Source organism: Parabacteroides sp. AF39-10AC, from assembly GCF_003635405.1.
Classification (GTDB): domain Bacteria; phylum Bacteroidota; class Bacteroidia; order Bacteroidales; family Tannerellaceae; genus Parabacteroides; species Parabacteroides distasonis.
The window spans coordinates 44,796-56,645 of record NZ_QTLP01000022.1 but is presented as its reverse complement, the minus strand read 5'-3'; the positions used below and the strand labels follow the sequence as shown (position 1 = coordinate 56,645).

Sequence of the window (11,850 nt, the reverse complement as noted above, 5' to 3'; positions counted from 1 at the left end):
ATTTTCCGTACATTCGCGATTAAAATGACATTCAATTAAAAAAACAACCTATATGGATAACAAATTCAAACCGGAAACCCTGTGCGTACAGGCCGGTTGGCAACCCAAGAAAGGAGAACCCCGTGTCCTCCCGATCTATCAAAGCACGACATTCAAGTATGAGACGAGCGAGCAGATGGCTAAATTGTTCGATTTGGAGGAAAGCGGCTATTTCTATACCCGCCTTCAAAACCCGACAAACGAGGCTGTAGCCGCCAAGATCGCGGCGTTGGAAGGTGGCGTGGCCGCCATGCTGACCTCATCCGGACAGGCCGCTAGCTTTTTCGCTTTCTTCAATATTTGCGAGGCTGGCGATCATATCGTAAGCGCTACCAACATTTATGGAGGTACTTATAATCTACTGGCCGTTACCTTGAAGAAGCTGGGAATCGAATGCACGTTCGTAGATCAAGATGCGAGTGAGGAAGAGATCTCCAAGGCTTTCCGCCCGAATACGAAGGCGATGTTTGGCGAGATGATCTCCAATCCGGGCGTTATGGTATTGGATGTGGAGAAGTTTGCCCGCATCGCCCATAATCATGGCGTACCCTTGATCGTCGATAATACGTTCGCCACGCCGATCAATTGCCGTCCGTTCGAATGGGGAGCGGATATCGTTACGCACTCCACGACTAAATATATGGATGGCCATGCCACGAGCGTGGGTGGTTGTATCGTGGATAGCGGCAATTTCGACTGGGAGGCGCATGCCGAGAAGTTCCCGGGACTTTGCCAACCGGACCCTTCTTACCACGGATTGACCTATACCAAGGCATTCGGGAAATTAGCGTTCATCACGAAAGCGACTAGCCAACTGATGCGTGACCTCGGAGCGATCCAATCCCCGCAAAACGCATTCCTATTGAATCTGGGATTGGAGACCTTGCATCTTCGTGTACCGCAGCATTGCAAAAACGCCTTGGCGGTAGCGCAGTGGCTACAGAAATGTGATAAGGTAGCTTGGGTTCATTATCCGGAATTGGAAGGCAATCCGTACCATGAACTCGCCAAGAAGTATCTACCGAATGGCTCTTGCGGTGTATTATCCTTCGGATTGAAAGGTGGACGTGAGGTGGCGATCAAGTTTATGGATAGCTTGAAACTCGCCGCTATCGTAACTCACGTAGCGGATGCCCGTACTTGCGTGCTTCACCCGGCCAGTCATACGCACCGCCAGTTGAGCGACGAGCAATTGATAGAGGCTGGCGTAGCTCCGGACTTAATCCGCTTCTCTGTAGGTATTGAGAGCGCCGATGATATCATCGCCGATATTGAGCAAGCGCTGAATAAATAAGACATCTGTGCCATGCTGATGAAACGCTTGTGCCATCAGTGTGGCACGCCTGTGCCATCAGCATGGCACACCTGCATCTACAGCACGGTACTGCTATAAGTTCCTAGATAGGCAGGAATCTCCCCAGACGCGCCACCCAATTTGTCGTAATCCTCCCTAGGCTCGTTACCGGATGTTCCTCACGCAACAAATCCTCACGGAACTCACGAAGAATAAGCCAATCCGCCTGTTTCACCCAATGCCGGAAGACCGGATTCTCCACATGACTTTCCGAAATGGATAATAACACGTCCAGATCAAAACAATCAGCGACAACGCCTGCGCCAGACAAAGAGGCATCGTAAGCATTGCAAGCTTGCTCAATATGTGTAGGAACCATCAATACAGGTTTATTCAGATACATCGCCTCACATACGGATTCGAACCCGGCGGTCGTAGCATAAGCCTTCGCCCCCGACATATAACGTAGAAACAACGTATCATCCAGCTGATGGAAAGAAAGGCAATCGTCTATTTTCACCTCGGCTCGCTGATCTTTCTTATCCCAAAAGAAATGCATCGGAACCGAAGGATGACGGGAATGCCAAGAACGGATCTCCTCACTAAACCCGCTATTCAACAAATAACCATGCAAATAACTGCCGTTCGAGGGAACCGCATCCAAGACTTCTTGCCTTAATAAAGGAGGAACCACGACTATTCCTCCCAACGGCGCCTCGCGCATCTTCCGGAAAGACAAGGCTAATTTTTTGACGGAGCCTATCGCCGTTAATCTCGTAAAAAATCGTAGCGATGCCAACGACAATGTGCTCTGCTTCGGGAAAACGAAGTCCGGATGCAAGAATAGATATTGATGGGCGATACATACCATCGTTGCTTTCGGACGGAGAATCAAGTAAGTCAGCCCCGTCAATAGCTCGTAGAAGTTCACGACAACATCCGCATCCGTCTGCCGAATCATCCGGTCGATATAACGGATACTTCCCATGTATTTATGCAGACGCAATACATTATATAATACGCTACGCATCAAACTCACTTGTTTATTCTTAGCCGTCGGTAAAAAATTCGGACTCTCAAACGGATATACCGGCGATTGTATCTTATTCAAGAAGAAATCCGGCAAACGGCGGGCCGGGCTTTTTCCTACCAACACACCAACGATCTCATGCCCTTCGGCCATCAATTTCTGGCGTAAGGATAACGCTTGGGTCAAGTGCCCACGTCCCTCACCTTGTATGATAAACAGAATTTTCATACGGCATCCGCATATAGTTGTACATTATTATATGTAACAATATCCCACTCTCCTTGTTCATCCTCCACGAGAGCGGTCATGCTTTCCACCCAATCGCCGGAATTTAGATAATGCACATTACCATACCATACGCTCGCCGCTTGATGAATATGGCCGCAAATAATCCCATCCAAATGCTTGGCCTCCGCTAAGCGTACCAGCTCTTTCTCAAACTCCGAGATATAAGAGACCGCACTTTTCACCCGGTGTTTCACCTCTTGGGATAAAGAGAAATAAGGTTTTCCTTGCCGCTCTCTACGATGATTGTAAACCTTATTCAACCACAATAAAAAAGTATATCCCACATCCCCGAGCATGGCAAGCCAACGCATATGGGTCGTAACCGTATCGAAAATATCGCCATGTGTCACGAAATAGCGTTTTCCTTGTCTCGTCTTCAGTAAATAATCCTTTACGATCGATATATTGGAGAACTTAAAAGGAGCCAAGCTATCGAGAAAATCATCATGGTTCCCCACTACATAGATAATCTCCGTACCCCTTTTCTCCATCATCTTCATCAATACCTTAAAGAAATCGGTATGCTTTTGTTTCCAGCGTTTACCGGATTTCTTCAATTGCCAGCCATCGATGATATCACCATTCAAAATCAATCGATCGCAATCTACGTGCTTGAGAAAACGGGTGACCTCCTCCGTCCGGGAATGTTCCGATCCCAAATGGATGTCAGAGAGGACAATAGTCGGATAGTACTTTCTTAATATCATCTTTTCCTTGTTTAAGATGATACAAAAGAACACTTTCGGTATTACAAGTTCACGACAACCTAATGAAAAAGACATAACAAAAAGGCCAGCTCTTCACAAAGCCGGCCTTTTCTCGTTTAACTTTAAATATTAAAAAATTATGATGACATTTTACTTTACCTATTCTTCTGATTGAGTAGCCTCGTAAGCCTTTAACAACTTCTCTTGTACATCGGCAGGAACTAACTCGTAACTAGCGAACTTCATCGTAAAGGAAGCACGTCCGCCCGTAATGGAGCTTAGTGAAGTAGAATAGTTAGACATCTCTTTCAAAGGAACTTTCGCCAATAGTTTCTCAAATCCCTTCTCGCTATTCATACCCATAATCAAGGCACGGCGTCCTTGCAAGTCACTCATCACATCTCCCAGATAATCAGCAGGAACGGAAACCTCGACATCGTAAACAGGCTCCAAGATCTTAGGGCCAGCCTCCTTGAAAGCGGTACTGAACGCATTGCGTCCGGCAAGCATGAAAGAGATTTCATTACTGTCTACCGGGTGCATCTTACCATCGTATACGCAAATACGCACATCGCGAGCATACGAACCCGTCAACGGCCCTTGCTCCATACGAGCCATGATACCTTTTAGGATAGCCGGCAAGAAACGAGCGTCGATAGCACCACCAACGATACAGTTTACGAACACGACTTTACCACCCCAATCCAAATCAATTATCTGAGTATCACGAACATTCATCTTATACTCCTGTCCGCCGAAACGGTAGGTATCCGGAGCAGGCATACCTTCATAATAAGGCTCGATAATCAAGTGAACTTCACCGAACTGGCCTGCGCCACCAGATTGTTTCTTATGGCGGTAATCCGCACGGGCCGCTTTCGTAATCGTCTCACGATACGGGATCTTCGGCTCCAGATATTCGATCGGCAATTTATCATTATTCTCGATTCTCCATTTCAATGTACGAAGATGGAACTCACCTTGACCGGAAACGATTGTCTGCTTCAATTCCTTGGACTGCTCGATTACCCATGTCGGGTCTTCCTCACGCATACGTATCAAGATTTCCATCATCTTCTCGGCGTCAGCCTCATTCACCGGCTTGATAGCACGACGATATTTCGGATCCGGATATTTAATGAAGTCGAAACGATAATCACAACCCTTTCCGTTCAATGTATTACCACGGCGAACATCCTTTAACTTAACGGTCGCTCCAATATCACCCGCCACCATTTCCGTAACCGGGGTACGAGTTTGTCCGGCTACCGCAAATAACTGTGCGATACGCTCCTTGGAACCACGATCGGCATTCATCAAATCGTCACCTTCTTTTACTTTTCCTGATATCACTTTAAAATAGGAAACCTGACCAATATGAGGTTCCACGGTAGTCTTGAAGAAGAACAAGCTAGTAGGACCATTCGAGTCCGGAGTCACCTCTACGCCTTCCGTAGTAATCAGACGAGGCATCTTGTCGGTACAAGGAACCACGTTACCCAAGAACTCCAACGTACGACGAACACACATATCACGACCGGCACATACGCAGAATACCGGGAACATACCGCGAGTAACCAAGCCCGCACGGATACCGGCACGCATATCATCCTCGCTCAAGGCACCTTCCTCAAAGAATTTCTCCATCAAAGTATCATCGTTCTCAGCGGCGGCTTCCACCAAGGCTTGATGCAACTCCATCGCCTTATCCATTTCCTCGGCGGGGATTTCCAATACATCAGGAACTCCACCTTCCGGTTTCCAACGATACATCTTCATTTTTAATACATCCACCACGGCATTGAAAGAAGAGCCGCAGCTAATCGGATATTGGATCGGAACGATCTTACTGCCCCAACGGTCTTTCAACTGGGCGATAGTTCCCTCATAGTCGGCTTTATCATTATCAAGCTGATTGACAACGAAAATCACCGGTTTATGAAATTGTTCAGTATACCGGAACTGGTTAATGGTTCCAACCTCAACACCGTACTGGGCATTCAATACCATCAGTGCCGTATCCGTGACATTCAGAGCGGAAACAGCTCCTCCAACGAAATCATCCGAACCCGGACAATCGATGAAATTCAGCTTCCGATCCTGCCACTCAACACTGAAAACGGTTGAGAAAACTGAGTATCCATACTCTTTCTCAACCGGGAAATAATCGGACACCGTATTTCCTGCCTCAACGGAGCCGCGGCGTTTTATAACTCCACCCTCGTAAAGCATAGCTTCAGCGAGAGTGGTTTTCCCAGAGCCCGAACTTCCCAAGATAGAGATGTTCTTAATTTCATTTGTTTGGTATACTTTCATGATATCAGGATTTATTTGAGTTTAACAATACGTTTATTTGGCGTGAATCACTTTCACGAGGGCGCAAATTAGAGATTGTAAAGGAAAAAAGCAATTATCGCCCGGTGTTTGAGAACTATGTTGTGCAGCAGCAAGGTTTTTTGAAATTTAAATTATATCTTTGTGTAAAGATATAATTGTGTCCATACAGATGGCAGGTTTATACATCCACGTTCCTTTTTGCGCCAAGCGGTGTTTATACTGTGACTTTTTTTCCAATACGGAGATGAAGTATAAAGAGCCGTATATAAACGCACTTATAAAAGAGATGGAATTGCGGAAGGGATATATAGGAAACGAAGCATTAGAAACCATTTACTTCGGGGGCGGTACTCCTTCCCAATTAGACGAGAAGGATTTTGGCAAGATATTCGAGGCCATCTATCGTCATTTTGATGTAGCCGAGCAAATGGAGATTACCTTAGAGGCGAATCCGGATGACATGAAACGAGAATATGTATCGCTTCTCCGTAATTATCCTTTTAATCGGGTCAGTATGGGTGTACAGAGTTTTCATCCGGAAGATTTGCGTTTTCTGAATCGTCGCCATGACCGGGAACAAGCGATTAAAGCAGTAGAACTATGCAAGGAATATGGGATTACAAATATCAGTATCGATTTGATCTACGGACTCCCCAACCAAACGCAGCAAGCATGGGAAGAGAATTTGCGACAAGCGATCCGGTTGGATGTTCCCCATCTTTCCGCCTACCACCTCATTTACGAGGAAGGTACCGCACTTTACAAATTGCTGGAAGCGGGAAAAGTGACCCCCATAAACGAGGAGTTAAGCGTCTCGTTCTTTTCCACATTAATAGATCGGTTGGCAGAAGCAGGCTATTTGCATTACGAGATATCTAATTTCGCCCGTCCCGGGTTCTTCTCCAAGCACAATAGCTCCTACTGGACCGGAAAGAAATATCTAGGCCTCGGTCCTTCCGCCCATTCTTATAACGGGATAGACCGGGAATGGAATCCATCTTCTCTACCTATATATATAGACGGTATAGAAAATGGGCATCCGACAATAGAATCCGAGGATTTAGACCTATGCACCCGGTACAACGACTTCATCATCACCGGCCTTCGAACCATGTGGGGAGTCTCTTTCGCTGATATCCAGACAAAATTTGGCAGGAAGCTCCTTTCTTATTGTCAAAAGCAAGCTCAACCCCATATCAACCAAGGTCTCTTATTACAAACCGGTGACAAATTGATTTTATCCAAGTCAGGAATCTTCGTTTCCGACGGAATCATGAGTGATCTACTTTGGGTATAAAAATTAACAAAACCACCGCTTTCCCCAACAAACCTGTTAGTTAAAAGTACATTTCCTGCACATTTTCACGATTTTTGAGAAATAAAACGACGCATATTAAAAAACTATTACATATATTTGCAGCATCAAAAACAGCAAACAGTGCCATATTTGTATATAATATCAGGTTGCAACGGAGCAGGAAAAACAACAGCTTCCTTCACTATTTTACCAGAAATGCTAAAATGTAGGGAGTTTGTTAACTCAGACGAGATAGCCAAGGGACTTTCCCCTTTTAATGCAGACAGTATAGCCGTCGCCGTTGAAGCTAGTCGTATTATGTATAAGCGGATAAAGGAACTCATCGGTGCTGGTGAGACTTTCGCAATGGAAACTACGCTGGCCACCCGTTCAGTCGCAAACCTGATACGGGAAGCACAAAGGGAAGGTTATTATGTTACATTGCTTTACTTCTGGCTAAATACGCCGGATCTAGCCGTGGAACGTGTGAAAATGAGGGTAGCCGCCGGAGGTCACAATATTCCGGAAGCAACGATACGGCGTCGGTATGAGGCCGGTATCCACAATTTATTCGAGCTATACCTTCCTATTAGTGACTATTGGATGATAACTGATAATTCGATGTCTCCCATGGAAGTGATCGCCAAGGGATTCAAGAATGATAAAAGGGAAGTGTATAATCTAGATATTTTTACAAAACTTGAACATCATGAATGAGCAAGAAGTTAGAGAATTCGAAGAGAATATAGTAAAAGGTGCAAATATAGCTTTTCAGCGTTTGGTGAATCAGAAGAAGAAGGAAGACGGAGAGTTGGTATTCTCTCGTAACGGTCATATCTTCAGAGTCAAAGCTGTTGATCTTGACAAGATTTATTAAGTTATAGATATACATATACAAAAAGAGGAGACGTATCTTTCAAGGATATGTCTCCTCTTTTTGGCTTTATAGAAAAAGGAACTTAGGTTCATGGGCGAAGTATGTTAACATACTTCGGCATTTCAGTTAACATACTTCGCCCACGAAGTTAACTTACTTCTCTATCTTGAGAATTCCATCTCGTTCAATAAATAACCGGCTCCGGCATATTTATCGATTACGAATAGGACATAACGGATATCTACGATAATACTGCGTTGATAATCGGGCAGATATTGGATATCCCCTCCTACTCCTTCCCAGTTACGGTCGAAATTGATACCGATTAACTCTCCTTGTCCATTCAATACCGGACTACCGGAGTTCCCTCCCGTTGTATGGGTCGTAGCACAGAAGGCAACCGGCATTTTACCGTTAGGCATCTTATAAGGGCCAAAGTCTCCTGCTTGATATAATTCCTTCAAACGAGCAGAAACCACAAATTCCCAATTCGTAGAATCCTCCTTCTCCATGACGCCGTCTAAAGTGGTTTGATGACCATAATAATCGCAATCACGAGGACTGTAACCTTTCACCTGCCCATAAGTCAGACGAAGCGTAGAGTTTGCGTCCGGAAAACTAGCCAAGTCTCCATACATCGCTAAAAGTCCTTTCACATACGCACGATGGGCGATCGCATATCCGGCATCAAAATCAGCCAAGGCCTTATCTAACGCCTTTTTCTCATCCTTTACGGATTGTGCGAACAGAATCATCGGATCTTCTCTCAAAGTTTTGACAGACGGATGCTCCTTGAACGCATTGAAGTTCTTCTCACTACCATAGATCGATTTATCAAACAGATAATCAACGAATTTATCCACATCCCCCTTAAACTTGCTATCGATTACGGAAAAATAAGCCGGCTGCGACTTCGGAGCGACCAAACGCCTATATTCCTTTAACATGACTTTTGCTATCTTCTTATCAACCATCGGCGCATAATCCTTATCAGCGAAACGGTGGAAAGCCCTCTCCAATTGAGTGACCTGTTTTTGCTGCTCGGAACGATCTTTCCCCTCCAAAGCCTCACAAACAGTCTCGATATCGGTCGGAACTTTGGAGAACTCGATGCCACGGCTCAATGCCTCATCCAACATCCAACTACGGAAACGCAAATCCTTACGATCATTAACGATCTGCTCCAATGTCAGAAGCGCTTCCGGATAAGCAGGCTCACACATCTTCTTCGACCAAGCGATCAAACGATCCTGCTCATCGTTTTTCACCTGCTCAAAATTACGTTTGTTGATCGCCCAGTTACTACCGATCGCATTCTTATAAGCGTTCGTAGAACCCGCATACTTACTAGCGTATTGAATCCGGACTTGCGGATCTTTCAGCATTTCTTCCAGCATCGCCTCTTGACGGAGATTACGGATATTGATACGTACCGCATTATCTATATCCCGACGTTCGGCTACCTCCCATGAGGTATAGTATTTATTGGTACGACCGGGGAAACCCATGATCATGGCATAATCGTTCTCCTCCACACCTTTTAAAGAAAGCTTTAGCCAACGTTTCGGACGAAGCGGGACATTGGTTTCCGAATAAGGTGCCGGATTTCCGTTCGCGTCGGCATACACACGGAAAAGAGAGAAGTCTCCGGTATGGCGAGGCCACATCCAGTTATCCGTATCCGCCCCGAACTTACCGATAGAGGAAGGGGGAGCACCGACTAAACGGACATCCGAATAGACCTTCTTGGTAAACATATAGTACTTATTACCTCCATAAAAAGCCTTGATCTCGACTTCCGTACCGGGGTTATCCTGTAAGAACTTCTCACCTACTTTCGCTTTAGCGAGGCCATTCAAGTACTTAGCGGACAAGAATTCCATGCTGTTCGGATCCGTGATCTTTTTCAGTTCCGTCCTCACATAATCCGTCACGTCGTCGATCTTATCGATAAAAGTAACCGTCAATCCCGGATTCGGAAGCTCCTTATCACGAGACATCGCCCAAAAGCCGTCCGTCAGATAATCATGTTCCAAGGTACTATGCCGTTGGATGCTACTATAACCACAATGATGATTCGTCAGCACCAACCCGTCCGGAGAGATCATCTCGCCCGTACAACCACCGCCAAAACGAACCACGGCGTCTTTCAAGGAAGGAGCCTCGGCGCTATACACTTCCTGATCGCTTAATCGCAGACCAAGGGCCTGCATCTCCGCAAACTTTTGTTGCTTCAATAAAGGGAGCAGCCACATGCCCTCATCGGCCAAGACCGGAAACGCCAATATAGCGGCCGCTACAGATAAAAAGAGTTTCTTCATGTATTTGAACTATTAAAAGGATGTTTTGTCAACATTGAATTATAATAACGGCGATCTCCACTTACCTCCTTACCCAGCCAAGCCGGTTTCTCAAAAGGCTCGTCCTCAGACGATAACTCGATCTCCGCAAGGATCAACCCTTCATTCGCTCCGTGGAAAACATCGACTTCCCACGTATGGCTGCCTCTGGGAACCAGATAACGAACCTTGTCGATCGCACCCGGCTCGCAAAGCTCCAACAACCGCTCGGCATCCACCAGAGGAATCTTTTGCTCAAACTCATAACGGCTCAAGCCTTTCTCATCCGAAGCGCCTTTGATCGTTAGAAATCCCTCCTCTCCCCGGATACGAATACGAACCGTACGTCCGGGCTGTGAGCAAATATATCCCTGCACGATACGGGTGGAGCTAACAGCCTCCGGTAAGAAATCACCGGAGACCAAGAATTTCCGTTCTATCTCAATGGCCATGTTGCGAGGTATCAGCCTTAATCGTTACCATCGTCGCACCAAAACCATATTCGCGGAAAGAAGCATCTTGAAAATAATGTTGTTTATAACGGGTCTTCAAATCCTTCTCGATCGCCTTACGCAGCACGCCATCGCCTTTTCCATGGATAAAGACAATCTTCTGTCCGTTATTAAGAGCGTACTGATCCATCACCTCACGGAATTTTCCCAACTGGTACGTCAGCATATCCGCATTGCTCAATCCATTCGTATTATCCAACAATTCGGTTATATGCAAATCGATCTCTAGGATAGCGCTATTCGTCGGCTTCTTTTTCACGATTTGCCGGGGAACCCTACGTTCCTCACGAACCTTTTGCTGCATAGCTTCCTTCAACTCTGCCGCAGAGACCAATAGTTCTCTCTCGGGCAAGTCATTGCGGATAATCGGATAAATCAAGGCATCCTCCTCAAAGAAATCATTCTCCATAAAGCAGTGAAGCTTGTAGAACTTAACCATATCCAAGCGCAACTCTACAGATACGGCGTTTTTCAACGAATAGGGTTTATCCTTCTTGAAAGCGATCAGTTGCACGCAGATCCTTTCCAGATCATTCAACTCCGGCTTACCGAACTCCTCTAGGAATATTTTCGTATTCGGCTCGATAATCCCGTTATAACGGCTTGTCCAGCTATTATTCGTCCGGTTCATATAATTGAAGAACAAATAGTAATTGCTATCATTCACGAAATACGTCTCATAGCCGCATTGCTGAAACGCCTTCGGATCGACCGGGAGATAAGCCAGATACACATTCAGACGCTCTCCCTCCGGTGTCTCCTCGACCTTTTCCTCTTTGGGTTCAGGCTTCTTTGGGGAAGGAGTCTCTACCGGAGCCTGTACTTTCGGGCGATTCGAGCTATGCACTTGCATATCATTGCCCCCAACCACGACACATTCCTTGATCAAGGCAGGAACCTCAAACCCATCCTCATCCTCAACCAACACTTGGTCCTTTCCACGGAATCCACGTACGACTCCACCTCCCACACTATTCAGGAAGCGAACTTTATCACCTATTTGAATACTCATATTCTATACCTTATTATATTATGCGCACAAAATTAGGGAATAATCCGCGAATCAGAAACCTATTTACTACTTTTGCACCCGGAATCCGTACAAACGGATGTTTTTTTAACAGGACAGA

General features: G+C 45.7%; 10 protein-coding genes. 4 read left to right on the top strand and 6 right to left on the bottom strand.

Going from position 1 to position 11,850, the window contains the following annotated elements; genetic code table 11:
• Nucleotides 1-52 precede the first annotated feature (52 nt).
• Nucleotides 53-1,333, top strand: a complete 1,281-nt coding sequence (locus DW033_RS17925) for an O-acetylhomoserine aminocarboxypropyltransferase/cysteine synthase family protein (RefSeq protein ID WP_122382997.1) — start codon at nucleotides 53-55, stop codon at nucleotides 1,331-1,333.
• Nucleotides 1,334-1,436: 103 nt separating this feature from the next.
• On the opposite strand, the gene DW033_RS17920 is transcribed toward DW033_RS17925, so the two are convergent.
• The 3 genes from DW033_RS17920 to DW033_RS17910 form a co-directional block, all read right to left on the bottom strand.
• Nucleotides 1,437-2,591 (bottom strand): glycosyltransferase family protein, encoded by a 1,155-nt coding sequence (locus tag DW033_RS17920; RefSeq protein WP_005868473.1) that lies wholly within the window; start codon nucleotides 2,589-2,591, stop codon nucleotides 1,437-1,439.
• Nucleotides 2,588-3,358: a UDP-2,3-diacylglucosamine diphosphatase gene (locus tag DW033_RS17915; RefSeq protein WP_005868472.1), complete on the bottom strand. Its 771-nt coding sequence runs from the start codon at nucleotides 3,356-3,358 to the stop codon at nucleotides 2,588-2,590. The genes DW033_RS17920 and DW033_RS17915 overlap by 4 nt, the downstream gene beginning before the upstream one ends.
• Nucleotides 3,359-3,517: 159 nt before the next feature.
• Nucleotides 3,518-5,674 carry a translation factor GTPase family protein gene (locus tag DW033_RS17910; RefSeq protein WP_005868471.1) on the bottom strand — a complete coding sequence of 719 codons (2,157 nt, stop codon included), beginning with the start codon at nucleotides 5,672-5,674 and terminating at the stop codon, nucleotides 3,518-3,520.
• 190 nt (nucleotides 5,675-5,864) lie between these two features.
• Between DW033_RS17910 and hemW the strand changes: the two genes are divergently transcribed.
• From hemW to DW033_RS24735, 3 genes are all read left to right on the top strand, one after another.
• The gene (hemW, locus tag DW033_RS17905; protein ID WP_005868470.1) at nucleotides 5,865-6,992 is read left to right on the top strand and encodes a radical SAM family heme chaperone HemW; all 1,128 of its coding nucleotides are present in this window, start codon (nucleotides 5,865-5,867) and stop codon (nucleotides 6,990-6,992) included.
• Nucleotides 6,993-7,109: 117 nt separating this feature from the next.
• The gene (locus DW033_RS17900) at nucleotides 7,110-7,709 is read left to right on the top strand and encodes a zeta toxin family protein (RefSeq protein ID WP_005858862.1); all 600 of its coding nucleotides are present in this window, start codon (nucleotides 7,110-7,112) and stop codon (nucleotides 7,707-7,709) included.
• On the top strand, nucleotides 7,702-7,869 hold the full coding sequence (locus DW033_RS24735; protein WP_005858864.1) for a hypothetical protein: 168 nt from the start codon (nucleotides 7,702-7,704) through the stop codon (nucleotides 7,867-7,869). The genes DW033_RS17900 and DW033_RS24735 overlap by 8 nt, the downstream gene beginning before the upstream one ends.
• Nucleotides 7,870-8,030: 161 nt before the next feature.
• Here the strand turns inward: DW033_RS24735 and DW033_RS17895 are convergent, their stop codons facing one another.
• The 3 genes from DW033_RS17895 to DW033_RS17885 are packed head-to-tail and all read right to left on the bottom strand — an operon-like array spanning nucleotide 8,031 to nucleotide 11,732.
• On the bottom strand, nucleotides 8,031-10,190 hold the full coding sequence (locus DW033_RS17895; RefSeq protein WP_057326595.1) for a S46 family peptidase: 2,160 nt from the start codon (nucleotides 10,188-10,190) through the stop codon (nucleotides 8,031-8,033).
• Nucleotides 10,187-10,660 carry a CYTH domain-containing protein gene (locus tag DW033_RS17890; RefSeq protein WP_005858868.1) on the bottom strand — a complete coding sequence of 158 codons (474 nt, stop codon included), beginning with the start codon at nucleotides 10,658-10,660 and terminating at the stop codon, nucleotides 10,187-10,189. The genes DW033_RS17895 and DW033_RS17890 overlap by 4 nt, the downstream gene beginning before the upstream one ends.
• Nucleotides 10,650-11,732 carry a DUF2027 domain-containing protein gene (locus DW033_RS17885; RefSeq protein WP_122382996.1) on the bottom strand — a complete coding sequence of 361 codons (1,083 nt, stop codon included), beginning with the start codon at nucleotides 11,730-11,732 and terminating at the stop codon, nucleotides 10,650-10,652. The genes DW033_RS17890 and DW033_RS17885 overlap by 11 nt, the downstream gene beginning before the upstream one ends.
• Between the last annotated feature and the right edge of the window lie 118 nt (nucleotides 11,733-11,850).

Excerpts from the sequence above, each read along its gene's own strand:
- DW033_RS17925 (WP_122382997.1), top strand. The coding sequence starts at position 53 with ATGGATAACAAATTCAAACCGGAAACCCTGTGCGTACAGGCCGGTTGG.
- DW033_RS17920 (WP_005868473.1), bottom strand. The coding sequence starts at position 2,591 with ATGAAAATTCTGTTTATCATACAAGGTGAGGGACGTGGGCACTTGACC.
- DW033_RS17915 (WP_005868472.1), bottom strand. The coding sequence starts at position 3,358 with ATGATATTAAGAAAGTACTATCCGACTATTGTCCTCTCTGACATCCAT.
- DW033_RS17910 (WP_005868471.1), bottom strand. The coding sequence starts at position 5,674 with ATGAAAGTATACCAAACAAATGAAATTAAGAACATCTCTATCTTGGGA.
- hemW (WP_005868470.1), top strand. The coding sequence starts at position 5,865 with ATGGCAGGTTTATACATCCACGTTCCTTTTTGCGCCAAGCGGTGTTTA.
- DW033_RS24735 (WP_005858864.1), top strand. The coding sequence starts at position 7,702 with ATGAATGAGCAAGAAGTTAGAGAATTCGAAGAGAATATAGTAAAAGGT.
- DW033_RS17895 (WP_057326595.1), bottom strand. The coding sequence starts at position 10,190 with ATGAAGAAACTCTTTTTATCTGTAGCGGCCGCTATATTGGCGTTTCCG.
- DW033_RS17890 (WP_005858868.1), bottom strand. The coding sequence starts at position 10,660 with ATGGCCATTGAGATAGAACGGAAATTCTTGGTCTCCGGTGATTTCTTA.
- DW033_RS17885 (WP_122382996.1), bottom strand. The coding sequence starts at position 11,732 with ATGAGTATTCAAATAGGTGATAAAGTTCGCTTCCTGAATAGTGTGGGA.